28 protein-coding genes are annotated in these 25,978 nt (G+C 35.9%); 8 read left to right on the forward strand and 20 right to left on the reverse strand.

The window, feature by feature from the left end:
• Positions 1-33: 33 nt before the first annotated feature.
• The 15 genes from ACODS7_RS23520 to ACODS7_RS23590 all read right to left on the reverse strand — a co-directional run bounded on the left by ACODS7_RS23520 (position 34) and on the right by ACODS7_RS23590 (position 13,302).
• Positions 34-519: a hypothetical protein gene (locus tag ACODS7_RS23520; protein WP_488827703.1), complete on the reverse strand. Its 486-nt coding sequence runs from the start codon at positions 517-519 to the stop codon at positions 34-36.
• Positions 520-538: 19 nt separating this feature from the next.
• The gene (locus tag ACODS7_RS23525) at positions 539-1,444 is read right to left on the reverse strand and encodes a hypothetical protein (protein ID WP_243168594.1); all 906 of its coding nucleotides are present in this window, start codon (positions 1,442-1,444) and stop codon (positions 539-541) included.
• Positions 1,445-1,446: 2 nt separating this feature from the next.
• Positions 1,447-3,735 carry a VirD4-like conjugal transfer protein, CD1115 family gene (locus tag ACODS7_RS23530; RefSeq protein ID WP_243168595.1) on the reverse strand — a complete coding sequence of 763 codons (2,289 nt, stop codon included), beginning with the start codon at positions 3,733-3,735 and terminating at the stop codon, positions 1,447-1,449.
• A complete protein-coding gene (locus tag ACODS7_RS23535; protein WP_243168596.1) occupies positions 3,732-5,549 on the reverse strand; it encodes a VirB4 family type IV secretion system protein in 1,818 nt (605 codons plus the stop codon). The genes ACODS7_RS23530 and ACODS7_RS23535 overlap by 4 nt, the downstream gene beginning before the upstream one ends.
• 3 nt (positions 5,550-5,552) lie before the next feature.
• Positions 5,553-6,212 carry a TraC-like domain-containing protein gene (locus tag ACODS7_RS23540; RefSeq protein WP_208742826.1) on the reverse strand — a complete coding sequence of 220 codons (660 nt, stop codon included), beginning with the start codon at positions 6,210-6,212 and terminating at the stop codon, positions 5,553-5,555.
• Between the two features lie 12 nt (positions 6,213-6,224).
• Positions 6,225-6,545 (reverse strand): hypothetical protein, encoded by a 321-nt coding sequence (locus tag ACODS7_RS23545; protein ID WP_208742827.1) that lies wholly within the window; start codon positions 6,543-6,545, stop codon positions 6,225-6,227.
• A 6-nt stretch (positions 6,546-6,551) separates the two neighbouring features.
• Positions 6,552-6,905: a TrbC/VirB2 family protein gene (locus ACODS7_RS23550; RefSeq protein WP_000810964.1), complete on the reverse strand. Its 354-nt coding sequence runs from the start codon at positions 6,903-6,905 to the stop codon at positions 6,552-6,554.
• Positions 6,871-7,026 carry a hypothetical protein gene (locus ACODS7_RS23555; protein WP_165689477.1) on the reverse strand — a complete coding sequence of 52 codons (156 nt, stop codon included), beginning with the start codon at positions 7,024-7,026 and terminating at the stop codon, positions 6,871-6,873. Before ACODS7_RS23555 ends, ACODS7_RS23550 begins: the two co-directional genes overlap by 35 nt.
• Positions 7,026-8,537, reverse strand: coding sequence for a hypothetical protein (locus tag ACODS7_RS23560; RefSeq protein WP_243168597.1), 1,512 nt, complete (start codon positions 8,535-8,537; stop codon positions 7,026-7,028). The genes ACODS7_RS23555 and ACODS7_RS23560 overlap by 1 nt, the downstream gene beginning before the upstream one ends.
• Positions 8,538-8,571: 34 nt before the next feature.
• A complete protein-coding gene (locus ACODS7_RS23565) occupies positions 8,572-9,300 on the reverse strand; it encodes a type IV secretory system conjugative DNA transfer family protein (RefSeq protein ID WP_243168598.1) in 729 nt (242 codons plus the stop codon).
• A gap of 27 nt (positions 9,301-9,327) precedes the next feature.
• Positions 9,328-9,573: a hypothetical protein gene (locus ACODS7_RS23570; protein WP_078185697.1), complete on the reverse strand. Its 246-nt coding sequence runs from the start codon at positions 9,571-9,573 to the stop codon at positions 9,328-9,330.
• Positions 9,570-10,034: a hypothetical protein gene (locus ACODS7_RS23575; protein WP_243168599.1), complete on the reverse strand. Its 465-nt coding sequence runs from the start codon at positions 10,032-10,034 to the stop codon at positions 9,570-9,572. Before ACODS7_RS23575 ends, ACODS7_RS23570 begins: the two co-directional genes overlap by 4 nt.
• 105 nt (positions 10,035-10,139) lie before the next feature.
• Positions 10,140-10,601: a hypothetical protein gene (locus ACODS7_RS23580; protein WP_078185695.1), complete on the reverse strand. Its 462-nt coding sequence runs from the start codon at positions 10,599-10,601 to the stop codon at positions 10,140-10,142.
• Positions 10,602-10,631: 30 nt separating this feature from the next.
• A complete protein-coding gene (locus ACODS7_RS23585; protein ID WP_243168601.1) occupies positions 10,632-12,887 on the reverse strand; it encodes a SpaA isopeptide-forming pilin-related protein in 2,256 nt (751 codons plus the stop codon).
• A 205-nt stretch (positions 12,888-13,092) separates the two neighbouring features.
• On the reverse strand, positions 13,093-13,302 hold the full coding sequence (locus ACODS7_RS23590; protein ID WP_000207879.1) for a helix-turn-helix domain-containing protein: 210 nt from the start codon (positions 13,300-13,302) through the stop codon (positions 13,093-13,095).
• A gap of 101 nt (positions 13,303-13,403) precedes the next feature.
• On the opposite strand from ACODS7_RS23590, the gene ACODS7_RS23595 reads away from it, so the two are divergent.
• From ACODS7_RS23595 to ACODS7_RS23620, 6 genes are all read left to right on the forward strand, one after another.
• Entirely contained in the window at positions 13,404-13,763 is a 360-nt protein-coding gene (locus ACODS7_RS23595) for a helix-turn-helix domain-containing protein (RefSeq protein WP_000467904.1), read from the forward strand.
• 402 nt (positions 13,764-14,165) lie between these two features.
• Positions 14,166-15,395 carry a hypothetical protein gene (locus tag ACODS7_RS23600; RefSeq protein ID WP_243168602.1) on the forward strand — a complete coding sequence of 410 codons (1,230 nt, stop codon included), beginning with the start codon at positions 14,166-14,168 and terminating at the stop codon, positions 15,393-15,395.
• Between the two features lie 646 nt (positions 15,396-16,041).
• Positions 16,042-16,551 (forward strand): MerR family transcriptional regulator, encoded by a 510-nt coding sequence (locus ACODS7_RS23605; RefSeq protein ID WP_243168603.1) that lies wholly within the window; start codon positions 16,042-16,044, stop codon positions 16,549-16,551.
• A 688-nt stretch (positions 16,552-17,239) separates the two neighbouring features.
• Positions 17,240-18,466: a ParM/StbA family protein gene (locus ACODS7_RS23610; protein ID WP_243168604.1), complete on the forward strand. Its 1,227-nt coding sequence runs from the start codon at positions 17,240-17,242 to the stop codon at positions 18,464-18,466.
• Positions 18,463-18,912, forward strand: coding sequence for a hypothetical protein (locus ACODS7_RS23615; protein WP_078185690.1), 450 nt, complete (start codon positions 18,463-18,465; stop codon positions 18,910-18,912). Before ACODS7_RS23610 ends, ACODS7_RS23615 begins: the two co-directional genes overlap by 4 nt.
• 71 nt (positions 18,913-18,983) lie before the next feature.
• On the forward strand, positions 18,984-19,262 hold the full coding sequence (locus ACODS7_RS23620; protein WP_199664386.1) for an RNA chaperone Hfq: 279 nt from the start codon (positions 18,984-18,986) through the stop codon (positions 19,260-19,262).
• 369 nt (positions 19,263-19,631) lie between these two features.
• On the opposite strand, the gene ACODS7_RS23625 is transcribed toward ACODS7_RS23620, so the two are convergent.
• Genes ACODS7_RS23625 through ACODS7_RS23635 form a run of 3 tightly spaced genes read right to left on the reverse strand, consistent with a single transcriptional unit; the run spans position 19,632 to position 20,602 of the window.
• Entirely contained in the window at positions 19,632-19,928 is a 297-nt protein-coding gene (locus ACODS7_RS23625) for a hypothetical protein (RefSeq protein ID WP_243168605.1), read from the reverse strand.
• A gap of 45 nt (positions 19,929-19,973) precedes the next feature.
• On the reverse strand, positions 19,974-20,303 hold the full coding sequence (locus tag ACODS7_RS23630) for a restriction endonuclease (RefSeq protein WP_243168606.1): 330 nt from the start codon (positions 20,301-20,303) through the stop codon (positions 19,974-19,976).
• Between the two features lie 38 nt (positions 20,304-20,341).
• Positions 20,342-20,602 (reverse strand): hypothetical protein, encoded by a 261-nt coding sequence (locus tag ACODS7_RS23635; RefSeq protein WP_078185687.1) that lies wholly within the window; start codon positions 20,600-20,602, stop codon positions 20,342-20,344.
• 258 nt (positions 20,603-20,860) lie between these two features.
• Here ACODS7_RS23635 and mobQ point away from each other — a divergent pair, with 258 nt between their 5' ends.
• Positions 20,861-23,710 carry a MobQ family relaxase gene (gene mobQ / locus ACODS7_RS23640; RefSeq protein ID WP_243168607.1) on the forward strand — a complete coding sequence of 950 codons (2,850 nt, stop codon included), beginning with the start codon at positions 20,861-20,863 and terminating at the stop codon, positions 23,708-23,710.
• 9 nt (positions 23,711-23,719) lie between these two features.
• Positions 23,720-24,379 carry a hypothetical protein gene (locus ACODS7_RS23645; RefSeq protein ID WP_078185685.1) on the forward strand — a complete coding sequence of 220 codons (660 nt, stop codon included), beginning with the start codon at positions 23,720-23,722 and terminating at the stop codon, positions 24,377-24,379.
• 34 nt (positions 24,380-24,413) lie between these two features.
• Here ACODS7_RS23645 and ACODS7_RS23650 read toward each other — a convergent pair whose 3' ends face one another.
• Positions 24,414-24,560 (reverse strand): hypothetical protein, encoded by a 147-nt coding sequence (locus ACODS7_RS23650; protein WP_000698019.1) that lies wholly within the window; start codon positions 24,558-24,560, stop codon positions 24,414-24,416.
• A 14-nt stretch (positions 24,561-24,574) separates the two neighbouring features.
• Positions 24,575-25,621, reverse strand: coding sequence for a hypothetical protein (locus tag ACODS7_RS23655; protein ID WP_098872988.1), 1,047 nt, complete (start codon positions 25,619-25,621; stop codon positions 24,575-24,577).
• Between the last annotated feature and the right edge of the window lie 357 nt (positions 25,622-25,978).

Raw genomic sequence — 25,978 nt, forward strand, 5'->3', positions numbered from 1 at the left:
GCTTAACGAATTAAATGTCTCTGTTTCATGTGTCTATTTTCTTGACATAACACCACTAACAGATTTTTTCTCTGTTCCTTGATTTAACCCCAAGAATTTTACAAATTCGTCAACTACCAATCCTTTATCTGAAATAAATCCCACCCAGAACGAATTGATTTTAATCATGATATCTAAAAACAAGGGTAACATGAGAAGACGATATGCAAACTTTCCGATATCCCCCATAATTTGAGACGTTGTTCTTCTTTGAATGGAACCCGTAGAAATCGCTAAGTATTGTTTAAATAATTGATGAAGGACAATGACTCCTACTAAGGCATAGACGAGAAAACGAACCCAAGAAAATACATCTTGTATCACCTGTACATTTTGATATTCCGTATCAATTTTCGTGACACTCACAATCGAACCTAAGAAAAAATTTAAGAGTTGAATCGACAATTCCACAATCCACCGAGAAAAGGCTTCAATGGGATTCGTTACCGTTGTAAAAAAGTCTTTCACCGCTTGCCACATGCACGTTCACTCCTTTTTGTTACTGCGCTAGAGGCACAGTCGCTTGTTTTTGTTGTAACTTTTGGTTTTCTTCAATGACAATTTTCAGTTGTCCCACAATTTCTTTGATTTCAGATTCTTTATCCTGCATTTTTTTTTGTAACTTTGTTTTCTCTTGTTCTAGCATTTGTATTGTTTTCTTTTGTTTTTCACTTTGTTCATCCTGTTTCGCATTCACCATCGCTGGCTGGATACTGTCTTTTGTGATAACATACAAATTACAGGAAACCGATAGTGTCAACAAAGCGACACATAACTTGGTGGAAAGAGGGAAAGAGAAGGGTGCGAATGACCAATTTCTCTTTCTCTTTTTTTGTTTTTCTTCCGTTTCTTCTGGTTCTTTCACGAGTTCTTGCAACGCTTCCCATGTTGTAGATTGATAGATATGTTGTAAGAATTCACTCCTCATTTCTACTGACTGAAGCATGCAAGCTTCAAATGATTCATTCGAAAAAGCAAAGGCAAGTAAACGTTTCGTATGGGTCAACCTATCATTTCGATTAAATCCCGTTACAGGCATGTGGTCCATTGCTTGATACATGAGCTTCACTTCCCCTTTCTTCGTGTAAAAAATATTGTCTGGAATGGGGAGGAGCATCGTTTCTTGATGTGTTTGGAAGAGGTGGACCAAGCGAGACACCACTTTCCGTTTGATCGCTTCATTTTCTTGTTGGATACGAGAAAACGATAACAAGTGGGGTTCTTTTTCATACCGAAGTATGACATCTCCTCGTATAATTTCCGCAAAGGTACACGGTAACAAATACGATTTGGTTTGTTTGATGCTGTCAAATGGAGCTTCTTGTTTTAACTTTGTTTTCGAAAACCGATATACATATTCTGTAGCGGTTTCCTCTACCGTCCCGTCCCCAAATACAATAATCATACCTACACCCCCGCTTTCTCTTTTTGTTCTTTCCTTCTTTGTGCTTCTTTCTCTTCGATATGTTCCACTGGCGAAAAATCTCGTTTTTGTTCTTTATAAATCAGACTGAGTGTAATGTGCTGGATCGCTTCTTTCACCTGTATCAGAAACTGTTCTTCTGTTTCCGTTACGTCATAGTGAGGAACGAACTCTATATCTGTCATCATGCAAGCTGGATTCTTCTGTACAAGAAACTGAACGCCCTCTTCTCCTTCTTCATCTGCTTCTAAGTCCATCGTATACAAAGCTTGTATCCGTCCATTTTTCTTTTCTACCCTTACAGGTTGTAACACCTCGTCTCCCCATAGTTCTCGTTTCACCGTAATCGGTAAGGACACAGTTTCTTCGGTATTTTGTTCCTCTTTCTGTTTCCCACTTTCTGGTGTTTCCTGTACTTCTCCTTCACTTGGTACAGATGCTTGCGATTCGTCTTGATTATTTTCCTGTTTTTCATCTTCTGATAAACAGGAAGACTCTACCGTTTCTTTTGGCTTTTCTTCTTTTGGTATACTTAATTCTGCTGACTTCCCTTTTAAATGCCATCCCATGTCTGCCTTTTCTCCTACTTGGTCAGCAAACCAGTTGGCTACCCATGCTTTTTGCGCATGAATGGGTAATCTGCCACGTTGAAATACATAACAATCATTATTTTTCATCTGATTCAAGAGTTCATCGGGTGTCTTGAGCGGTCTCTGTACGTAGGTATACGCCTGTTGATTGCTATCAAATTCTCCAGGTGTTTGGCTATCATTTCGCAACCTTTTGGTCGTCACACCCAGTCGTTCTGAGAAATATTTCGCTGTGTCGAGGTCATTTGTGCCTAAAAAAAGAGTCGTATCACAATTGGACATAATCTCACCAGTTTGTTTCTCACCGTATCGATCCATTAATTGCCCGATACTTTGCGCAATGATTGATACTTCCATCCCATAGGAACGGACAGTAGAAAGTCGTTCTGCAAAATCAGGCATTTTTCCAATGTTCGCAAACTCGTCTAATAAGAACCGAACAGGAATATCTAACGTATTATGGTTTGTATCCGCATAGGCACATAATTCTTGAAATAATTGAGCGAAAAATGTATTAATTAACGCTCGATACGTACGGTCTGCCAATGGAATGACCACATATAAAGCGATTTTTCTCCTCCCAATATCCGCTAATTTAAAGCTACTGTATTTTGAAAACGTACGAACCGATTTTAATTTCCATAGTTTCATTGCCTTGGCTGCGTTACTCACAATCCCGCCCCATGTTTTATCTGTCGCATTTTTCACGACACCAAAAGCAATTCTAGCGGACGATTCTTCTTCTAAATTTGCAAACAGATTCTTCAATTCCTTTTCTGAAGGTTCTGTCAATAAGTTGTATACATATTCCATCGAATGCTGTTCTTTCGGCAGGTTTTCTCTTACATATAGAATACCCGCAGTAATCAACGAAACTGCTTGTTCCTGCCAAAAACTATCTCCCGATTGTTGTCCTTCTTCTCCGCCTAAAACAAGCGTTGTTGCAAATTTTTCAGCATCTTCATCCAGTCCTACATAATCAATCGAGTTGTACATGTCGGATAATGCCATGTTTGAAAAATTAATGAGGTACACTTCATACCCTTGTTCTCTCTTCTCACGAGAAGTAAGTTCATAGATTTCCCCTTTTGGGTCTGACACGACAATCGATTTGTTTTTCGTATTGACGACATTGTTTAAGATATAACATTTTGTTTTTCCTGAACCAGAACCACCTATGACACATACATGACGATTTAAAAAACTGTCTTCCTTATGAATCATCAATTTATCATTATAGACCGCTAAAACAGTTCCCTCTTCTTTCCTGTCATCCGTAATATCTATCTCATCAAAAATGGTTACCTCATCTGAAAGAGAAGCACTCCCTAATCCTCCGTATTCGCTTGCATCTTCCACCGTATGTGGTTTTAACTTTCTCCATGTTTGGAAGGTTGTATAAGCGAAAATACCAAGTAGGATAAGTTGTGCATATTGATACAGTTCGAGTCCTAGTGCGAACGATACGGTTTCGATTGGACTCGTCAGGTAGGAAACCGCAAGGTCTTTTGCTGTACCATCTGGCAACTCCATTAACTCGTCTTTATGTTCTAATAAAAAATCAATCATTCGAAGGCCAAATGCCACCACATAATCAATCAAGAGACAGAAACTGAAAATCATTCCGACTGACAACCAAAATGTTTTCCGAGAATCCGCAAGGGGTTTTTCCTTCATACTCATCCCACTTCCCCCTCTTTTGGTTTTCCGCCCATCAGTTCCCATTCCACCTCTGTTGGTTCAATCAGAAGGTGGACACGTTTATCCGCATAGATAAAAATTCCTTCTCCTTTATTTTTCTTACGAGGTTTTAAAATTTTTCGTTCACTGTCTGAAAATTTGATTTGCGCCTGCGTCATCAAATCGTGAATGGATTTTTCTGCAAGTGGTAAGAACATTTTCATTAAACTATTTTCAATAACCGCTCCCCCGTAATTCTTTTTCCCATCGCTCGCCCGGAGTAATTCTTCTACCTGTTGTGTTGCGCCCCATACGCTTCCATCATACTTTCGGATCCGCTTCCAAATCTGATAAATGAATTCCATACTTTGCGGATTAGACGGGTCTGCGAATACGTGTAATTCATCTAAAAACAACGTCTTTCGCCCTGCTGTTCTCGTAATCTCATCCCATAGAAACGAAGTTGCATTGAACATCGCACAAGATTGTAAAGCTGAACCAACTCCTAATCTAGAAATATCAAACGAAATGAGTTGATTACGTAAATCTACATTGGTAGGTCCATTAAAAATACGATTATTTGCACCCGAAACGTATTGTTTCAGTACATAGGAGAATAACTTTAATGTGTCGTCTCCTTCCTCGATTTTTTTCATCAATAGCGCATATAAATTTGCTAAGACAGGAAAATCTTCAGGTTCCTTTTGCTCAAAGTCTGTATCAAATGTCATGTAAAAAGGCTCTGATTCGTATAATTCCACCAGGTAAGCATCTAATACCGCTAATTCATCAATCGTCATAGACGGACGCATAATCTTGAAAAAGACTTTTACACGTTCTAAATGCTCCAGTAATGGATTTCCTTTCTTTTTTGTATCTCGCTCATAAAACACGTGTAACGGATTGACACGCGTATCTGTGGTATTGGACAGTTCAATGACCTGACCACCGAGTTTTCCAACAAATTCACTATCTTCTCCTTCTGGATCCATGTTAAAAATCCGAATCCCTTCCATAAAATCACGCATTAGTAACATTTGCTTCAATTTGGTTTTTCCGTACCCCGATTGCCCTAAAATAATCCCATTTCGGTTCTGTAATTCCCATTTATTCACGACAATGAGCGATTTTGTTTTGATATTTCTTCCCATCGCAATCCCGCGCTTCGTAAACAATTCGGTCTCATCAAAAGGAAAGAAAGTAGAGAATGCTTTTGTATCCATATTTCTTCTCGTATATTCTCCTACCTTATTTTCCAGAATGGGCAAACAGGATTCAAAAGCATCTTGCATACGTGCACTCGGCACATAGGCAAAGAGATTACGAGCTGAAAACGCATTGTTTACCTTATCCGTTAATTTCTTTAGCTGTTCGAGACTCTCGGCATGAAGCCGAATCAGGAAATGCACGAGTAACATGCCACCTGTATCATTTGCCACTAAATCCTCCAGCATATTATTGGCACTCTCTAATTCCTGTTCCGCTCGTTTTCTCATTTCAGGATTTAATTTTCCCGACAGCAATCTTGCTTCTAACTCTTCAATCGAATTACTAAAGTTCTTAATCATATCAGCAGAAGAAGTCGGTTCTACATGATAGGTAAAGGAGATATTTCCTTCTAACCGATACAATTTGGATAAGAACCCCATGTAGCTACCTGATGGATAATCCGTCATACAAAGGATACGTTCATATCCTTCTCCTACACGGATATAATCTATTTCTTCCTCAAATATAGCTGGTGCAATCTGATCCGCTACAGAAAAACGTTGAAAGGTGGGTTCTTCTTTTTTCTCTTTTCTCTTGAATCGTAACATTTGCTATTCCCCTCCTTTTTTGGCATGTTTCACTGTAATATAGGGCGAGGACACTTCTTTAAAACGATTAATACGTGCTTGATAGTTGTTAAAATGCACCTGAAGAATCTGAACAATCTCATGAGCATTTAAGATATGACATTCTAGACCGTCTTCTGAAAGTTCCGTCAAATTCTCTCGCAACATCTCCGCTCTTTCTAAGAGCGTTTCCAGCCCGTTTTGAATACTTTCTTCACTTCCCTGCACTTTCTCCCTTAAAAGAAGGTAATGTGCCTTTTTCAGCGTATTCTGAGCGTGTGAGGAGTTCTCTAGATAAGAAACATATCCACTTCTTAATAATTGACGCATGGCATTCGATTCTTCTTCTATCTTTTGTTTCTGATCTTCCACATAATCCGATAAATCAACAGGTTCTGCCAGTACTTCAATTTGAAATTCACATGGAATTCCTGACACAATCGCACTAAATTCCTCCATCAATTCTAGTTTGTCTTCCTCTCCCATTAATTCCAAGTTCATCGTCCCCACCCGAATGCCCACAATCAAGGTTTGCTTCTTCGTCAGAATCGCTTGATGATACAACGTTTGAATCGGAATTAAATCCTGCGTTCGTTTTGCTTGTTGTTTCTGTTTTCGCTTTTCTTGCCATTTTTTGAAATTCATTTGCTCACCCACCTACTCTTTTTTATATAACAAAATGGTTTGCTTCTTTCTTTTCCGCTGATGAAAACGAAATACATCTAGTAAATACGCACCTGCTTTCACGTTACACCCTCGAATCGCTGGTAACACAAGTAATCCTGTAAATAGAACGAACAAGACTAAACCTAATCCAAGTTGTACAAAAATATGAATGGGTAACAGATACAAGGTCCCCCCAACAATGGGAAGGAAGAGAAGATAGTAACCTATCTCCCTCCACCCTATGCCTGTATTCGGAATCAACTCAAACTTCGCCTCAATATTTTTTGGAATATGAATGTGTTTTGGGCTCATCTTTCTTTACCTCAACTTTCCAACCACAAAATTCACAATTAATGTTCCCATAAAAATAACGCCTGTCACCATCACAATCGATAGCATATCGCCTTTGCATTCGGCTTTCTCCGATGGGTTATTTGCGAGCTTCATTTTGATTCCTTTCCATCCAAACATACAAGCTCCAACGGATGGCGCAACGAATAGAATAATAGTCGAAACAGCATCTACAATACTTTTAATCTTTGTTTTAATCTGGTCTTCTTCACCAGCAGCAAAAGCAGTATGTGGAGTAAATATAATGACACATATCATCGCAAACATTGCATACTGCCAAATGATTTTATTTTGAAACAAGTTTTTTACTTTTTGCTTCATGACAACCACTCCCTCTCTTCTCTCCCCAATTTGACTTTGGGTCAATGATAAACACCTGCCCTTTCTTACTTTGCTCAGCTGTATAGAGCATACGTGCGTAAGTATAATCCCCCATTCCCACTACACTTGCCCTCCTTGTTCCATTGGCGCCTGCTTGGATGTGTCTTCTGTAGATGCTGGTTTCTCGGGTTCGTTTGGTGGTTCAACAGGTGGGTCTTGCTTTTGTTCTTCTACTACTTTGACTACCACTTTCGTAACAGAAAGATTTCCTGCTTTATCGGCTGCCATCACTTCTACTGAAATATCTCCTGCTTTGCTCGTATCATACGCTCCAATCGTTACTGTAGGGTTTGCATCCTGATTATCTTGTACGGTAACCAAATCTTGTGGTAATAATTTTGCTCCGACTTTTACGGTGACATTCTCTTTTGGTGTAATCACAGGCGCTTCCGTGTCTTTATTCTCATTTACATCTATTACTTTCACCGTAACCATGACACTTGCCTGATTTCCAGAGCGATCTACCGCAATAACTTCTACCTGTATCTCTCCTGCTTTGCTTGTATCGTACTTGCCGACAGAAACAATTGGATTCGCATCCTTGTTATCACTTACAGTAACTAAATCTTGTGCAGAGAGAATGTGACCAACTGTCACTGTAATATTCTCTTTCGGTTTAATCACAGGCGCTTCCCTATCCTTATCTGCTTCGGGGTCGATAACGGTTACTGTTACCCTGATACTAGAACGGTTACCTGCTTTATCAATCGCAACCACTTCTACCTGCATTTCCCCAGTTTGACTTGTGTCATAGTTCCCGTTAATCGATAATAACGGACTCTGATCCATGTTGTCGGTTACGGTAACCAAATGATGAGGATTCAGATTCTGTCCTTTTTGTACCGTTAGATTCTCTTTTACTGTCATTTTTGGTGCTTCGCTATCTACGATTGGTTTCGGCTTTTCCGGCTCTATGGGCGGCTCTACGGGCGGTTTAGGCTTATCTCCCCCATTTCCATCTGTAGGTGGTATAATAACTGGCGGTTTTGGTTTATCCCCTCCTCCATCCTCTGTTGGTGGCAGAATGGCTGGTGGCGTAGGCTTATCAGGTTCTATTGGCAGTTCTACCTTCGGCTTTTCTATATTGGTTGGTGGCGTAGGTTTTTCAAGTGAAATGGATTCTTTTGCATTTGATGTATTTCCTAATGGTGTCAAGATAACTGGCGGTGATGGTTCGATTTTTGGTGGTTCGATTGCAGGCGTTGGTAACTTTTCTTGCTCTATTTTCGATTTTTGATTCGTTTGAAGAATCGTTGTTAATTGCTTCGTCTCATCTTCTGTTAAATATTTTTTCGCTATCGTGGTAGAGATAGGAGAAGATTCTTTTTTAGAAGATACATGCATGACATTTTCATCAGTAGGATGCGGTTCTTTTTCTCCTTCCTTCTCTTTCTCTGACTTCTCCTTTTCCTTCTCAGGCTTCTTTTCTTTTTTTACTTCTTCCGTTTTCTTTTTGCCTTTTTCTTTAGATGACGCTTCTTCTTTTCCAAAACACCCAGTAAGAGCAGACAGCGCAAGCACTGTCCCACTTAGAATTGTGACTCTTTTCAGAAATGCTTGTTTCTTAGTCATTTTGAACCCTCCATTTGTATAGTTCTCTAGTCATCTAGTGATTGCAATCTACCTGCTTAATTGGTATTTTTCTTGGAAGATAATACGTATCGAGTACAATCACTTCGTTTTGTAGTAAAAAAAGTTCCATTTGATCGTATCCACTCATTCGACTAAAATATTTTGCATCATCCATACTATTTGTGCCAAAGAATAGGATTTGATTGCAATCCCCAGCAATTTGATTGGCAACCTGTTTCCCATAAACCTGTTGGAGATGAGCGTGTGACTGAACAATCATGGAAATATGAATTCCTTTGGCTTTCACAACTTGTAGGACATGCAAGAGATTGGGAATGGGATACAACTCATACTCATCTAAATAGAGATGTACATCTCTTTCTAATGTTTTTTCTTGTAGTAGGTCGAATACTTTTTGAAGACGATCTCCCCGCTCTTGATACGTACTATCAATGAGATTGACAGAAATATATAACACAAACTTTTGTTGTGTAGCGTTCACTACCATGTCTTGTAAGCGTTCTTCAAATAGCGGATGAAGGAGATCCAATTGTAAGATTTCATATCCCTGCTCAGCTTTTGTTTGATTCGTAGCATAATAGATTTCCTTTTTCCTACTCTCTACAACGATGATGTTCTTTTCTTCTTGCTTCACATTTGGAATGGTATACCATCGTGTTTTTCCTGCGCCAGTAGGACCAACGACGTACACATTCGACTGGTTTTCTTTTTCAAACTTGATTTCAGTAGCCCCGATTAACATTTCTTTCACCTATCTTTCGGATTGTAATTATAAAAACCATATTAGCAATATAGCTATCCATGTTGGAATGGCTAGTAAACATGCATTCTTACACCCTCTAAAAAAATGGAACGTTTCTTCCGCCTCATAAGAATCTTCCTGAAGCCTTTCTTGGGACAGATATTCCTTTGCCTTTACCAACTTACTATTTTCCCTTTCAAAAATATAGATTTGACTCATTCCTTCTCCAGACTTTCCAACCACCAAGGAGTGTTTCTTCAATGGCTGACTCATATCCCTTCTCCCCTTCCTAGCCCTTTCAGATATCGCTGATAGATACAGTGTTTCCTAAGAATAGAAACTAACTGTTCAATAATCCCTGTCCTTGTCATACGTTCTGAAGGATCCATTCTCTTAAAAATATGATACGATGGGTGATTCTCTCCAATTGACGTCATTAACTCTGCTACATAATCCTCTTGTTCGGTTGCTTTCTGTAGCAAGTCTAATGTCTGTTCTACATCAACATACAGAAGCTCTCCGCGCTTTTTTTGAAAATACATCATACAGCCTGCTAATAATTCTATAGCCGATTCTACCCAAAACCCTTCTCGTTCCGCTGGTTTGACAAATGTTCTCGCAATTGCCATTGCCTGCATATATTCATCAATGTGTAAGGTATACTTTTTTCCTTTTCCAACTGTACCGCCTGCAAATCCCTTCTGGTTTTGGTTATACATGCTTACACCACGCATTTTTCTCCCTACCTTCTCTTTTAGATAATTCTCTCAACTGACACCCTCTATACTATTCCGTTTCCCACCAACCCTTTGTCGTTGAAAATCATTCATTTACTTGTGTCAAACAGTTACTTTCTCGGTAAAATACGCACAACTTTGTGCCGATTCATTATCCCGATTATCAAACAGATCTCGATACTGTACCATCATGTCCATCCATTCTTCTTTTGAAATTTCCTGTCCTTTGGCATAAACGATTCCTATATCCTTGAAATACGCATCAATTCTCCAATTTACCGTGTAACCACTGTCTTCTAATAAGCGCTGATTTCGTTCAAATGATAGAATCGTTTCTTTGTCAAATGAGCATCTGACTATATCTGTCAGATAACAAGATTCCCCATTTTTTAAGAAAAGACGTTGCTCTGTCAATTCCTGATCTTCAAACAATCGTTCCTGTCCGTTTTCATCAAATACTTGAAACAAAACATGGACACTCATAGAACTTACGTCTTCTCCCTTATTCACAATTGGTTCGTTTGGTATGAATACATAGTCATAACCTAATCGATATTTCACCACTGTACCTCACCCTTTCATACAATTGATATCCTACTCATTCGCCTTTTTATTTGTACGATAGGCACGAATTGCGACAAGCCCACCTAATAACATGACAACTCCACCAATCCACATCCAATATGGATTCTCTGCTTTTCCACCTGTCGTTGGAAGCTTATGTTCTATTTTCTTTGGTGCTGGTTCTGCTGCTTTCACAATTGGCTTTTCTTTTACAGGCTGTTCCACTATTTTTGGTTGTTCAGGCTGTGGTTTCTCTGGTGTCGGTGCTGGCACTTCAGGTTTTTGTTCTTTCTCTGGTTGTGTTGGATTCTCTGGTGTTTCTGGAGTTGGTACTGGTTTCTTTGCATTTTTCACTGTATGCTTAATGATTTCTCCCTCTTCTTTGATTTCAAAAGAGAATGTTTCTTCATGTAAGACATATCCGTCTGGTGCTTGCGTTTCTTTGTATGTGTACTTCCCGTACGGAATTTTGAATGTTGCAATTCCTTGCTCATTTGTCTTTCCTTTTACAACTTCTTCACCTTTTTCATTAAAAATCGTAAACTCTGCATTTGGTAATTTATTATTTCCATCTGTGATATCAACCTTAGTTAGTTCTAATTCCCCTGTAATCAGCTTATTCTTAGCAACTAATTCCATTGTCTTTCCGTGTTCTGTAATTTCGAACGGAATTGGCTCTTTTGTTAGTACATAATTTTCTAACGTTTTCTTTTCTACAAATGTATACATGCCAAACGGAAGGTTTTCTACTTGAATTAGTCCGTTCTCATCTGTTGTATGTTCACTGACTGTCTTTCCTTCCCTGTTTTGTAGAAGGAACGTGACACCTGCTAGTTTCTGATCCGGATTCTCTGCATCCACTTTCAGAAGCTGAACATGCCCTTTGACTTCTTTGTTTTCTACTGTGAAAGTGAGCGTTTTCCCTTGTTCGCTAATTTCGAATGGATATTTCGTTTCGTTTACAAGATAGCCTTCTACTCCTTTCGTTTCTTTAAAGAAGTACTTGTTGAAAGGAAGGTTCTCTACTTTTGCAATTCCTTGCTCATTTGTCACAACTTTTGTTACTTCTTTTCCATCCGCTGTATATACGGTAAACTCAACGTTCGGAAGGACTTTCCCATTATCACTCAACTTCTTGATTTCCACATTCCCTTTTATTTTGTGATTCTCCGCTGTGATGTTTGCGATTTCGCCTGTTTTTACTTCCACTGTTTGTGGTGTATCCTGTAACACGTAACCCACAGGACTTTTTACTTCTTTCACGACATAGGTTCCCATCTCAATATTATCTAAAGAGGCAATGCCCTTGTCGTTTGTTGTAATCGTTCCCATACTCTTCTGGTCGCTAGCTAACACCTCAAATACTGCTCCTGCCAGTGGTTTCTTGTTTTCATCCACTTTAAGGATTTTCAAACCGCCTACCGCTTTCCAAAAGACTTGTAGATCCTGACTTACTTTCTCTTGACTACGTTCTAATAGAACCGTTGCATCCTGAATCACACTTGTACCTTTATACATCACCGCATGTTGATTGGTCAGGTTGGCAGTTACTCGTAATGACAATTCCGCACTTTTAGAGGATTTCGGCACTTGTACACGGAATTTTTCACCTAGTTGGAATGTTTCTTTTGCTTCTCCCTGTTCTGTGACAACTCGTGTTCCAGCTGGTGCTTCTTGCAATTGAATCTTGTACTCACCTTTTTTTGCATTCGTTTCTACAGCATATGTTGTGGTTTCAAAATACTCACCATGTAACGTAGCTTCTTGCTTATCTGTCGGTTGTACATTCATATAAACATCTTGTGTGTCTCCTGTATGATCCGCCGCATACGTAATGGCTTTCGTTGCTTGCTCCACAGCTGCATCTTTAAATTGCAACTCACCTGTATTGATTTGCCCAAGTGCATGCCAGATACTCAGCTGTGTGGCGTAATGAGCCTGTTGCCATGTAGAAACTCCTAGTTGTTCAGGCGTTTTTTGCGGATATCCATTTAATAATACACGGTAGACAACATCATCCGTTCGTCCTACCTCTGGTAAATCTGTACCATTTGGAGACTTGAGCCCGTATACCAAGCAATACGCAATTTGACCACTGGCGTTTTTCAAAAGCTCTGTACGGACATTTTTTCCGTATTGTGGACTGTAAGCCCAGTTCATCTCGTAATTTTCACGATGAATCACCTCCGCACTCGCAGATTTCATCGGAATAAGTACACTGATGAAGAACATACATAAGCTCATCACCAAGGCCAAGGATTTGGAATACACGAATCTTTTCGTCATTGTTAGTAGCTCCTTTTTGAGTATGAAATTTTCAAAGATCTAAATAGATTTAACATTAAAAAAATTCAGTCTAAGTTGAACAAAAAAATATACTTCATGAACATAGTTTCTACTTGCAGTTAAAAATGATTGAAATCTTTCTTATTTCCTATACAATGTACATTGAATGTATATTATATAGGTATACTTATCAAGTTAATTGGAATTATGTGATTTTAGCTCGATAATACGTCGGAATAAATAATCTATCTAATGGCTCGCCTAAAAGGTCAGAAATTTTTTGTGCTCTTTTAGCTAATACTCCTTTTCTCCCAGTCTCTACATCATATAAAGTAGTTACTGGAATATCGCAAATAGTTGCAACATCTTTAATACTAAATCCTTTAGTTTCACGTATTTTACGTATTGTAGTCAATTCGTCACCCCCCTTATTTACATTGTATTCGGCTTAAAGCCTAAAGTCAACTTAAATATAATTATTTTTTTAACTATTTTTTAATGAAAGGGCGGATTTATATGTTTGGCCAACGCCTAAAAGAATTACGCAAAAATAAAAAGCTAAGTATGAGACAACTTGGAGAAGTACTCGGTGTTAAACAAACAAATGTATCTAATTGGGAAAATGTTGGAACAGAGCCTGATTACAAAACCTTAATTAGAATTGCACAATTCTTTGATGTTTCTACTGACTATTTAATAGGTAATTCCGTAGAATTCAATGACAATGAAAGTAAAGAAAAGAGAGAAATTGCATTATTAGCTCAAACATTACATAAAGAACTTTCCAAAAATCCAGATCTCAAAAATCAAATTGAACAAGAACTAATACAATATGTTCACTTTCTAAATTATAAAAATAGAGGGAAAGGCATATAGCCTTTCCCTCTATTTCTATAAACCTTAATTTCTTAAGGTTTATAATTCAATTCTTATTTGTAAATTATTTAAAAAAACATTAAACTAGTATGTAGAAGTATCTCTTAAACAATATTAACATACTAAATATAAGTTGAAAATTTAACATAATTTCTGTATTATTATAATCAAAGAAAAAACAGAAAAAAAACCCACCGCACAGTTATTAATTGGTTCAGGTCGGCAAACTCGATACCAATTAATAACTCCAAAAGATAGGGTTTTAATTCACACTATAAGTATATGTGGTTCTTTTTTATGTCATACTTGATATTAAAATTATACCATAATACACATACAATGTGAATATAAAACCTCCTATTTTTCCGTAAATTTGCGGTGGAAAAAATAGGAGGTTTTTTTATGATAACTAGTTTTGAAACCCTAAGTGCTAATGATTTCACTAACAATATTCAATTAGAAACAAAAACTTTAAAAACAAACATGAAATTTAGTAAAAAAAATCAAAAATCAAAATACCTCATGCATGGGCCAAAGTTCTTTGATGAGCTTCGTATATATTTAATCAAGAATAACGAACTTGGTGAATATGCTTTACCTTCATCTGCATTAGCTACTCTTATTTTACTTCACTTTAAGGTGAATGATTTAGGACGACTCCCTCGTGATTTTAAATTATCTACTATCGCGAACGAATCTGATATTCCCTATTCAACTATTCATACAGGTTTTCAAGCTTTGCTTCATTCTGGGGCTGTTAGAGAAATTTTTATTAACGGGAAAATTCCAGTGTATGAAATTTGCAACTATGCAAGATTCAATCGTACAGCAAAAGAAACAAAAGATAATGATGGGAAACTTTCATATTTTCGAATTCCTCATGCATTATTAGAGACTTCTATTTTAAAAGAGTTAGTTTCCCATCGTGACAGCAAAGGTATTATTGAATTTTTAGGATTATGTACCCACTTTACTCATCAATTTAAAAATAGTAAAAATTCCATTGAAGATTATTCTTGTGTTCGTAACATGGACGGCTTAAAGAAACGTTTAGGACGCAATGCGAAAAAGGTGCGAAACTACTTAAAAATCATCTCGCCAATTTTTAAATTTGATGCTGCTATACAAAAGGTGCGAAACCCACGTAAAGGACGGATAGCTCGCATACGTGAAAAAATCCAACAAATCGTTATCACTCAATTTACGGTTAGCATGAATCCTGCATGTGTGATTGAAAATGACCGAGCTGAAATTAAGCAAACTGAAGCTAAAATGCGTAAAGAAGCAACAGCCCGTCTTGAATCCATTGGCATAGCATTAACCAATAAAGATCGTAAAGACATTGTTGTTTCTTATAAAGGAGAAGTATCACGAATCGCTACATATATTAAAAACAAACAACTTCGTGATGATTTTATGACTTATACCATGAGTTATGCAATGGATCAATGTGAAAGTTTCTTAACACTTGGAGAAAAAATAAAATCAATCGGTGGCATGATACGAGCAAAACTGCGTGAATCGTTTATTCCATGGGCGGAACGATATTTAGACGATGATACACGTCATGCACTTGTACTGGAACTCGTTTCTCATGATATTGATGTACCTGATGCATTCAAACTTACTTAAATTTTAAAAATGAATAGATTATGAGCCTTGTTCAAAAAAATCACTAAGGACAGGGCTATTTGTCATGTTGAAATAAAATAGACAATCTTTCTATTACCCTATAATTCTAAAAAACAGTAGGTTTGATTTTCCTTCCCCTACTGTTTTTTGTACTTCCATATACTAAATTACGTCTAAATACTTGTGGAATTGTTAGTAATTTATTAATTAAATTGTGTAAACCTTAATACATTTTTATAAAACTTGTGTGAAACTGGATAGTTTGTAGTTGTAGTTATGGATAAGTTAGTATTTCGATTCAATTTTTTAGTCAATTTATCTAACCTTAGAGCGACAAGAGTTTCCAAGCTTTTCTTTTCATCTATATAGTATTTGTATCTTTTATATTATTATTGAAACTTTTATATAGTGATTGAAATTATTACTTAATAAATGAATCTATACATAAACAAATGAAAAATTAATAAAAAGCGTATTTTTCATACATTTAAAATTTCATAGAAAATTTTGACAAACCTCGTAAATAGAATTAAAACTTTTAGGGAAATTCAACTAGTTTTAGCGAAGCACAAGGGTTTTCATAAATCCCTTAGAATTGCTACAGCAACTGACTTAATCTCTAAAAATTTAATTAGGAGTTGATTGTATGAGTCACGTAATCTCATTACAACGTCCACAACGTCTATTAAACAGTTCGGACGTTGTAAACAAGCTAAACATACCCCCAAGCACATTGCGGACATACACGGCGCATTTCAGACGTTTGGGCCATACATTCCAGAAAAAGAATGGCCGAATATTGTATTCAACCCGTGATGTAGAGCTATTTACAAAAATGATGGAATTACATACACAAGGTTTTGGGACAATTCCTGAATGTGTTTACAACGTTGTAAACAGTTCAAACAATAGTGAGGACACAATGGACAACTTTGACAGTCAAAACAAACAAATTAAACAACCTCAGGACACCTCTTCACCAATTGACACAGTAGATGAGATAGCAAGGATCAGGAAAGAAATGGAGGAATTGCGGAAATATGTCGATGAAAGCATAAAAAAACGAGATGAGTTGTTGCTACAAACACTACGGGAAGTATTAGATTCTAAACAAAAGAAGCAAAAAAAGAAACGATGGTGGCAATTCTGGAAGTAAGCCAACCATCCCCAACCCCTTCCAAGCTTGGAAGGGAATCGCTCGGCGCTAGCCAGGCAAACAGGTTTGGAAGACCTTCAAACCTATTTGCATAGGTTCAAGCGTTTGGGATAGGCAAATCTGTCCATTCCTTATCCTCCCTCGAAAAGAACGCTCAGTCCGGTATCATGGACAGATACAATGTGTATTCCACCACTGTTTGATTGTGGGAACCGATGATTTAAAAAAAAGGAAACTCGAAATATAGCTTAGAGTTTCCTTTTTTTCTTTTTAATTAGTAAGGTAAAGGGCTGTATTCTGAATTATCCGTTCTAAAATCACAATACCGACCAACGATCCCGATTTTATTACGATTACCTTATAAGTCTTATCTTTTAAAACGCAGAAATAATGTATTTAAACCATATGAAAAATATACATATTATATATTTAATTTATATATCATCCCCTTTTAGGGTTTTGTACACTTTATTCATATACAATTTATATATTAAATATATGAATTGTATATGAAAAAATATATGAAAAGTGTATATCGGTATGTTTTTGGTTAAAGATAAAATATTTTTAATACAAAAAATATATATAAAATATATAAAATAAATGCGTGCTTTATTGAAATCTAAAGGCGGATGGTTTAAAATATAAAAAACGTATAAAAAATATATGAAAAGGGTGGTTTTTGAATATGATGATGAGAACAGTCGCTGATATCGGAAATAGTGAATTGAAAATGGTGATTAATGGTGGAAAGGTAATCAAACTACCAGATGTAAATAAGCGTGTATTTGGCCGCGTGACAAATAAAGAAGGAAGTTTGCAACAAAGTGTAACTAATTTAATGAATGAGATTTGTGTTCATGTAACAAGTGATGCAATTGAACGTGATGGAAAATTCTATGTAGGATATCGTGCTGCACATTCAAATGGTAAGCCTGATGCCCTTGATATTGAATTGGGAGATAAATATAAACGAGATATACCAGTGGTTAATGTTCTATCTGTTATGGCAACAAAAGCGGTTCAAACGATTTATGAAGAAGTAGGAGAATTACCAAAAAGTATAGAGGTACCTGCATCACTAATATTAGCCATTCCAGCTTCTGAATATGAAGGAAAGAAAGCTCGTTTCCTAGAAAGCCGTTTTAAAGAAAATGTGCATATTGTGATCGTGTACGTGGGTGAAGAAAAAGTAACAGTGCAAATCGAATTTGAAACTGTAAAAGTAACTCGTGAAGGTATTCCAGCTTTATATGCCATCTTTGAAGGGAATCAAGATATGTTCGATGACTTTAATAAGTTGTATAAAAAAGAAACAGATAGTAAAGAAAATGATAAAGAGGTTAAAAAAAGAAAAGCTAATCTATTGGTAGAGGAAAAAGTAAATGGTGAATATTTTAAAAATAAAAAAATTCTGCACGCTGATATTGGAGATGGTACCTCTGAATACATTTTTTCGAAGGGTTTAAACCCTGTTCCAGACGCTTGTTGGGGAGAAAAAAGAGGGATTGGTCATGCAATAGAGGGAGCAATTAAATTGTTGCAAGAAGAATATGAGGGTGGCGTAGATATCAATCGTCAACAATTCAGTGAATTAGTTACTGATCCTAATGATAAAAAACATGATAAGGCTGTAGAATTTTTAGAAGAAACTCGTTATATGCAAGCTCAAGGGATTTATGATGATATCGAAAAAGCATATGTTTATAAAACAGCTAGCCAAGCTGAAGTTCTCGCGGTTTACGGAGGAGGAAGCATTGCGCTAAAAGAAGATTTGTATAAAAAAGCATTTGAGTTTTGTGAAGTAAATGATATGCAATTACTGTGGATTTCACCAACTTATGCAACAGAAATGAATGTTAGAGGTATGGAGATTTTAAGTAAGAAATTGGCTTCTAAGGTGGCTAAGAAATGAGTAAACAGAAACAGAGAGAACAATACAATTGGAATTTTAAAAAAGAGACAAATCCCAAATTTTATGATTGGCTCAATGCACAAACGAATCTATCTGAATCGTTAATTACGTTAGTTTTACATTTTGTAGATCAGTACGGAATAGATGATGTAACAGATTATGAAGTATCGAAGAAAATGCAAAGAGATCTGTTCATGAAGGAAAAGTTTTATCAAGACATTTCAGCGTTGCTAGAAAACGCGAATATAAATAATTTTCATCAAAACAAGAATGTTCCAATTGCTGAAGTAAAGGAACAAAAAGTCGAGAAAGAAGAAAAGCATATTGAGAAAGTGGATATGAGCGAGAAAGTAAAAGCACAACAAGAATCAGAGTCAATTGAAGAGAAACAAAAAGCTAATGCTTATTTGGATGACGTTGATGAGAGTACAATATTTGGCGATTAGTTCAAGATGATAATTTTCGGGAATTGATAATTAATTTTTAGCATTTTGTACAATAGAAAGGGAGAGATGAAATGTATATAGAATTGGATTTCGTCATGCAATATTTAGATCATAAGAAGATGCCTTGTACGTTTGTGCTGCAAGGTGGGAAGTCGGTAAAGGGAATTATAGATGGGAGAGATACCTATACTATTTTTGTTCAAACAGAAGAAAAGACGCATTGTTTGTTTAAAGGCTCCATTATAGATATTATTCCAGCGGAGAAATTAGATTTGAAAGAAATTAAAGATATCACCTTTGAATGGAATCAAGAACAAATGAAGAAAAAACAAATGAGTCCCAAAAAATAATGTCAGTAAAAAATCCCTGTTCGTAGAAACGAAATTCTAAGACAGGGATTTTTCTTGTTGTATGGCTTTTATTCTCATAATTGTTGTGAGGTATGCTAAATCTTCTAAATAGCAATATTCACAAATTTTTTTGTTGGAAAACTGAAGTGCGGAGATTTTAATTTTGTGCATTTCTTCTTTATCCGAATGCTTGAACTCAGCGGCGGATTTTTTGATTTTACGTAACGTACTATAACTTAGGTGTTCAACTATATTATTGCATTTCATACAATATTTCATTGAACATCACGTTCCAATAGGAAACTTTTTATTTGAATCAAGGGAAGTCCTTCTTTCACTAAAAATTTTAAAAATGAAGAGAGGATTTCATCACTTATTGTGATAAGATATCTCTCTAAATACAGTTTGAAATTTACCTTTTTCTTCATCCCATTTTCTCTTACTCATAATGAGATAACGAACATAATTATTGTCGGATTTATTGTGAGCTGATATCATTATTGCATCTTTTTTGCTATAGCAAGATATATCATGTATTCTCCACGTCTTTTGCAAGTCAAATGAAGAATGTTTCAGATTTTCACAAGCTTGTTCTAGGTTACTTGCTTGGATGAATGAAAGTGTACTATCAAACATATTTAACACAACGTACGTTGTCAGATGCATGAAAATAATAATCCCCCTTTGTATGAGTATAGTTACTTAGAAGGTCTACAGAGCTACAGAAGAATGTTTGGAAACAGTATTGTTATTTTCATCTTCAGATGAAATATATTTTATTTGTTGTGCGCTAGAAAATAAATTCTCGATTTTTTCATTAACACGAATAGAAATTGATTCAAATAATACTTCTCGTTCTTCGATAGATAGATGCTCAATATTGAAATATTTTTCTGTTAGTTCACCAGTATCTTTACACAGCTTCTCTCTTTTTTTCTTTTCCTCAAGTTTCATTTTTCTTTTTAATTCTTGTTTTGCTTTTTTGAGTTGTTCTTCCTTTTCTAAAAGTATTTTTAATTTTTCTACGGTTTTATTACTCATGTAATCTACCACCTTTTATAAATTACTTTGTTAACCTACTAAGTATTTTCTTTTTTATGAAAACGATTAGGCATATTTGCTTTGATGTAATTAGAAAATATTTTAAATACTTCCTCTCGATCTTCAATTGTCATGTGGTACATATCGAAGTATTTTTCGCATAACGCACCTGTTTCTATTAATCGTTTCGTTCGTTTTTTTCTATCATGCTGCTTATCTTGAAATTGCAATTCTCGTTTTGTGATCTTTAAGTACTCTAATTCTCGTTCAATCTTTTTTAACTCTGTTTCATGTTTCATTTTTTATCACCTGAATTTCAGTAGATAGAAAAACTATGTACATCAATTATAATTTGTGTGGATAATAAAATCAATAAAAATAATTCAGAAAATTATAGAAAGAAAGAAGAAAAGATGGTAAAATATTCACTGTAAGGAACGTACAGTGCGCACTTACACAAACTTTCAGTTTGTACGTTTTACCAACCGAAATACATCGGTTGTTACCTACGGGGTTTGTATAGTGGAAGTATCAAATTTGAGGAGGTGAGCTAGGATATGGCGATTTATCATTTAAAGGTAAAAACAATTTCAAGAAAGAAACAACAAAATGTAGTAGCGAGTGCTGCGTATCGAAGTGGTGAAGCATTGTATTGTGAACGAACAAAAGAAACCAAATACTACTCTCGTACCGTGCAACCTGAGACGCATATCCTAGCACCTTCTGAAGCACCATCATGGGTTTTTCGTCGTCAAGATTTATGGAATGAAGTAGAACGTTTTGAAAAAAGAGGAAACAGTCGATTAGCAAGAGAAGTGGTTGTAGCAATCCCGAATGAATTGTCAGAAGAACAACAACGAGAACTTGTTTTAACGTTTACACATGATACATTTGTACAACAAGGCATGATTGCTGATGTTGCCATTCACCGAGATGACAAAAATAATCCTCATGCCCACATTTTATTGACAACTCGTGAGATTTCTCAGGATGGATTTGTGAAAAAGAAAAATAGAGATTGGGATAAGAAAGAAAATCTACTTGCATGGAGAGAAGCATGGGCGAAGTATGCAAATTTGTCTTTAGAAAAAGAAAATGTACAAGAGAGAATTGACCATCGTTCTTACGAAGAACGAGGAATTGAGTTGTTACCAACAAAGCATATCGGTTATAAAGAACATCAGTTAGAGAAACGTGGGATTCGTACAGAAACAGGAGAATATAATCGTCGTGTGCAAGCCTATAATCAGCGTCTCATTTCCTTACAAGAAAAGAGACAATCGCTCGTTAAAGAACAACAAAAGAAAGAAACAGATTCGATTTCAAAAGTAGAGATATCCGTAAAAGGATATGTCGATCTTAATAAAAAAATCGAGCTTGTTACGAAACAACAAGAACGTTTACAAGATAGTAAATCGAAACAGAAATTACATTCTTATACATGGTTAAAAGAGCAAATTGAAACATCCGCTTATCGACAGTTAGAAGAGAAAAATCTGCACGTATATATTCAAGAACAACCAATGGAATTACAAGGTGAATATTCGGTTCGCATGTATGAAAAAATGAAAGAATTGCAAACAGAAGATATGGTGTCACTTGTAGAAGCGGTCGAGCGTGACATGGTTATGGAAAAGGTTGAAAGTCATCTGAAGCAATCTGTAACTTATGAACGTCTACAATCTCATGTAGTCCTGTTAGATCGTTGGGAAAAGAGTATGCAAAAACAGCAGAATGATGGACGTATTTCGGATACTCGTTTTGTGTCAAATATGAATATATTAGAAGCACAAAGAGAGGATACGAAACAAGCCATTCAGTGGTATGAATTGCAAGCGATGTCCTATCTTTCTCGCCAAGGATACAGCGTATATCTTCGTGATTGGAAGGAAGAAAAATACCCAGAAATTGCGATTCAATTGTTAGAAGAAATGAAACAATCGCCTTCACTTTCTATGGGCATGATTGTGCAAAGAGTGAAAGAAAATGAAGTGCTATCAGAAGCGGGAAAAATTATCAGAAAAGAAGTAACCATTGATGCCATTGATAAGCGTAGAAAGCAACTTCATAAATGGAAAGTGGCGGAACAAAAACAAAAATGTTCGGAACGTGTGGAACACATTATTGAGCAAGCAAAAGTGTTAGTGAAAGCTCGTAAGATTTTAGTAGAACGTTGTGAACAAGAGTTGAAACAATATCCGAAAACACAAGGGGTTATTCAATCATTAGGGATGACAGAAAATAGCCCTGTTATGAGTAAGTGGTTAAGATGGAAACAAGAGACGGGAAGAGATGTAACAGAAGAAGAAAGTATATCTTATGTAACAAAACTTTCGCTACAGCAAAAAGAAGAAAAGATGTTACAGGAAGCCAAACAAGTATTACGGAAAGAAGTAACCTATCACAATGTGTCTGTGGCTATTGACCAGTTGCAAGAACAATTAACGAATACACCAATTAAGATCATATTAGATGAAGCTAGAACAAAAAGAATGGCATATGAACTTGCGATTGAACGAGCAGGTGAGTATCAAAAACTTTCTTCAAAGTGGAGAAAAACAAGTTCTCATCAATATCAATTAGAGAAATTAAAAACGTGGTTAACTCAAAAAGGAATTGATGTAAATAACCTAGCATATAGTTTACAACGAATGAAGTGGAATGTAGGGAAAATAGAGAAAGAAGCGCTTCGGAAAGAACGGATAGCGGAAGTGCAATTACCACTTATTCAACAAGCGAAAAAGGTATTGGAAGAACAAGCGATTCGTTATGTGGGAGAAACATATCCAGAGCTGAAAGACTTGTATACCCATCGTCATTTACTGAGTCAAAAAGAGCGACAAGTATTGGTTCAAATGAAACTGTGGAATGAAGAAAGTGGCACGGTGTATGATTTTGTGAATCGTCAAGGGAACTTGGAAGACCTACAAGATAAAATTATTCGTAAAAAATTGCATGTGAAGCAAAGTATTTCGCATGTATCAGCGGTGGTACAAAAATTTGCGAAAGTACACCAGGCAGAACAAGTCTTAGCACAAGCAGAAGAAGAGAAGAAAGAGTTAGAAACAAAAGGGAATACGTTCAAGCGAGTGGTACTACGAGATCAAACATTACTCAAAGAGTATCAGGCTGTACAGGAGCGTATTGAAAAGGCGAAAGAGGTTCTACAACTCAAGCAAGAGTTAGTCAAAGAAAATGGGGAAGCACGCCAAGCAGAGTTGGAAGAACTGAAGTTGTCGTATCATCAATTCCAAGAGAAAGAAAATCGTTTAGATGGTTTACTGGAAGTATCAGATATTCTGGAGCGTACGCGTCAAAAAATGCGTCAAGAAGCAAAAGAAAGAGAATATGAGCATCAACAAGAAATCAGAAGGCAAAAAATGAAACATAGAGGTTTAGAACTATAGAAGGAAAGGGTGAATAGCTTGAAACAGACAAAGGTGTTATATAGTGTCATCGGTGCTTTACTCCTTGTAGTGGGAGTTATGGTCGGAATCATCGTAGCCAAAAGCGGTGATTCCTCTCCTACGGAACAAGTAGCAAAACAGGAAGTGCAACAAACTTCTCAAAAGAAAGAGCAAAAAAAGAAATTAACAGCTGATGATGTAAAAGTCGTGGAGCAACGCACGAAAGAATATTTAGATCATTATTTATTTAAAAAAGATAGTAGGATATCGGATGAAACGGTACGTGGGATACAACAGAAATATTTAACGAAGCGTGTTCAAGAAGAATTATTGCCGAAGTATTCGTACCTTGCAGACTGGAGGGCCGCAACTAAAGAAGGGAATATACAAACTTTTCAAGTATTAGATACATACAGTCAAATCGATCAGCCAAATCAAACAATCACGACATATGTGAAATATAGTAAGCCTGCTACTGTGTATGGGCAAATGGTAGATATTGAATTTTGGATAGAGTGGATAGAGGAAAATAAAGAATGGCGTATCAATAGTAGTTCGAATTGGACTAATCGTTCTACAGGAGAAATGCTTCCCGAAGCAAAATCAATTTCCAATAATAAACGAACAATTGGAGAAGATGGGAGAGATATTCGCTTTGAAACCAAATAAAAAAACGGTATGAAAATACCGTTTTTTTATTTGGTTAAATTCCTTTGCCGTGACCATATTGAATAAGAATTTTATTTGATTTTTGATCAATTCCTAGTTCTTGATTATGGTCGTTGGGTAAACCGAATGATAATAATCCAATACTCATTATTGTTAATATAGTAAATTTTAATATTTTCATTTTATTACCTCCCATTAATTAAGTGATTTTTTGGTAGTATAACTTTTATAAAAGAATTCGTTAGATTTTTCAGGGTTTTTTTGGTTTAAATAACGAATTGCTAATTCATCACTATAGAATTGAATGTCTTTCCATAGTCTATGCGGTTCTAGATATTCTATAGCGGTTGTTATGATATCTTCTAATTCTTCTAACGGTTTATTTTCAATGAAAGCCATGAGGATATTATAATGCTGTGTATATAGCTTATCACAGAAAGGCAAGCCTTTCTGTAATAAAAATAACGCTTGTGTGTGGTTATTTGATTTGTAATATTCACGAGCTAAAAGAAACATTGTTTTATAGTCTTTTTCATTTTCAAAAGAGTTCAAAAGGTGCTCTATAGCCAGATTAGGGCGGTTTTGTTCAGAATACAATAACCCTAAATTGTAAGTTACTTTTAAAACGCATTGTTGTAGATTGTGATTTTTGAACGTGTTAAGTGATGAAAGTAAATATTCTTCAGCCAATTGCCATTTTTCTAATGTTGTATAGGACATGCCTAGAGTGTTTTCGCAGGCAGCTATTTTTATTTCGTATTCATTATATTGAGAAAATAAATTAAGACTACTATTACTATGATGAATCGCTAATATAGGATCATCTAGATAGTAATAGTAAAGAGAGGCGCGATAATTAAATTCTGCAATTTCGCATTCGTCATCAATATATTTTAGTAATTCTTTGGCATTATCAAAATAATATTGAGCTTGTTGATAATCTCCAGTATTTGTACGGTGTATGAATTTGAAAAAATGATAATAATAGTTCAATTTAAAATCACTATCAAACTGTGAGATATTTAGTTCTAAATCACTTTGATAATCCTCTAATAGTATTAAGTACCTATAACGAAATAATAAGTATAACGTAGCTATTGGAGAAGCTGTTTTGGAAAAGGATGCGTTAATTGAAGTGTAGTATTTTTCAGCTTCTTTTACATGTTGTTTTCGAATTAATGAATACCACTTTTCTAATTCGATTACTAATTGGTTGTTAGAACTAGATTGCATTAAATTCATTATGAGTCTCCTTTTTTAATTTTTAAGTCTTATTATTTTAACATAAAAATAATAATTATAATATTGAGAAAATTTAAAACTGTTATCGTTTAAAATTTCAACATGAAGAGTTAACATTTTTTAGTTATCTTATGGCAGATAAGAACAATTTTCTTATCATTAGATCTGTGAATGGCCCGAAAAAGCATTAATCGTTGCCGTGGGTCTAGTATTTATTTTTTGTACAACTTTAGTTTTCTTCTACTCCCTCATATGTATCTAAAGAACCTAGAATTTTATATGGATGGTGAGGATGTATGAGTCAATATCAAATGTTGTACAGCACACCGTATCTCTATTCTTCTCGTACATTGCAAC

The sequence above is a fragment of the Bacillus sp. FG16 genome (assembly GCF_057809515.1).

What these genes read in the sequence shown, in the direction of transcription:
- ACODS7_RS23520 (WP_488827703.1), bottom strand. Translation starts at nt 519, where the DNA reads ATGTGGCAAGCGGTGAAAGACTTTTTTACAACGGTAACGAATCCCATT.
- ACODS7_RS23525 (WP_243168594.1), bottom strand. Translation starts at nt 1,444, where the DNA reads ATGATTATTGTATTTGGGGACGGGACGGTAGAGGAAACCGCTACAGAA.
- ACODS7_RS23530 (WP_243168595.1), bottom strand. Translation starts at nt 3,735, where the DNA reads ATGAGTATGAAGGAAAAACCCCTTGCGGATTCTCGGAAAACATTTTGG.
- ACODS7_RS23535 (WP_243168596.1), bottom strand. Translation starts at nt 5,549, where the DNA reads ATGTTACGATTCAAGAGAAAAGAGAAAAAAGAAGAACCCACCTTTCAA.
- ACODS7_RS23540 (WP_208742826.1), bottom strand. Translation starts at nt 6,212, where the DNA reads ATGAATTTCAAAAAATGGCAAGAAAAGCGAAAACAGAAACAACAAGCA.
- ACODS7_RS23545 (WP_208742827.1), bottom strand. Translation starts at nt 6,545, where the DNA reads ATGAGCCCAAAACACATTCATATTCCAAAAAATATTGAGGCGAAGTTT.
- ACODS7_RS23550 (WP_000810964.1), bottom strand. Translation starts at nt 6,905, where the DNA reads ATGAAGCAAAAAGTAAAAAACTTGTTTCAAAATAAAATCATTTGGCAG.
- ACODS7_RS23560 (WP_243168597.1), bottom strand. Translation starts at nt 8,537, where the DNA reads ATGACTAAGAAACAAGCATTTCTGAAAAGAGTCACAATTCTAAGTGGG.
- ACODS7_RS23565 (WP_243168598.1), bottom strand. Translation starts at nt 9,300, where the DNA reads ATGTTAATCGGGGCTACTGAAATCAAGTTTGAAAAAGAAAACCAGTCG.
- ACODS7_RS23570 (WP_078185697.1), bottom strand. Translation starts at nt 9,573, where the DNA reads ATGAGTCAGCCATTGAAGAAACACTCCTTGGTGGTTGGAAAGTCTGGA.
- ACODS7_RS23575 (WP_243168599.1), bottom strand. Translation starts at nt 10,034, where the DNA reads ATGCGTGGTGTAAGCATGTATAACCAAAACCAGAAGGGATTTGCAGGC.
- ACODS7_RS23585 (WP_243168601.1), bottom strand. Translation starts at nt 12,887, where the DNA reads ATGACGAAAAGATTCGTGTATTCCAAATCCTTGGCCTTGGTGATGAGC.
- ACODS7_RS23595 (WP_000467904.1), top strand. Translation starts at nt 13,404, where the DNA reads ATGTTTGGCCAACGCCTAAAAGAATTACGCAAAAATAAAAAGCTAAGT.
- ACODS7_RS23600 (WP_243168602.1), top strand. Translation starts at nt 14,166, where the DNA reads ATGATAACTAGTTTTGAAACCCTAAGTGCTAATGATTTCACTAACAAT.
- ACODS7_RS23605 (WP_243168603.1), top strand. Translation starts at nt 16,042, where the DNA reads ATGAGTCACGTAATCTCATTACAACGTCCACAACGTCTATTAAACAGT.
- ACODS7_RS23610 (WP_243168604.1), top strand. Translation starts at nt 17,240, where the DNA reads ATGATGATGAGAACAGTCGCTGATATCGGAAATAGTGAATTGAAAATG.
- ACODS7_RS23615 (WP_078185690.1), top strand. Translation starts at nt 18,463, where the DNA reads ATGAGTAAACAGAAACAGAGAGAACAATACAATTGGAATTTTAAAAAA.
- ACODS7_RS23620 (WP_199664386.1), top strand. Translation starts at nt 18,984, where the DNA reads ATGTATATAGAATTGGATTTCGTCATGCAATATTTAGATCATAAGAAG.
- ACODS7_RS23625 (WP_243168605.1), bottom strand. Translation starts at nt 19,928, where the DNA reads ATGCATCTGACAACGTACGTTGTGTTAAATATGTTTGATAGTACACTT.
- ACODS7_RS23630 (WP_243168606.1), bottom strand. Translation starts at nt 20,303, where the DNA reads ATGAGTAATAAAACCGTAGAAAAATTAAAAATACTTTTAGAAAAGGAA.
- ACODS7_RS23635 (WP_078185687.1), bottom strand. Translation starts at nt 20,602, where the DNA reads ATGAAACATGAAACAGAGTTAAAAAAGATTGAACGAGAATTAGAGTAC.
- mobQ (WP_243168607.1), top strand. Translation starts at nt 20,861, where the DNA reads ATGGCGATTTATCATTTAAAGGTAAAAACAATTTCAAGAAAGAAACAA.
- ACODS7_RS23650 (WP_000698019.1), bottom strand. Translation starts at nt 24,560, where the DNA reads ATGAAAATATTAAAATTTACTATATTAACAATAATGAGTATTGGATTA.
- ACODS7_RS23655 (WP_098872988.1), bottom strand. Translation starts at nt 25,621, where the DNA reads ATGAATTTAATGCAATCTAGTTCTAACAACCAATTAGTAATCGAATTA.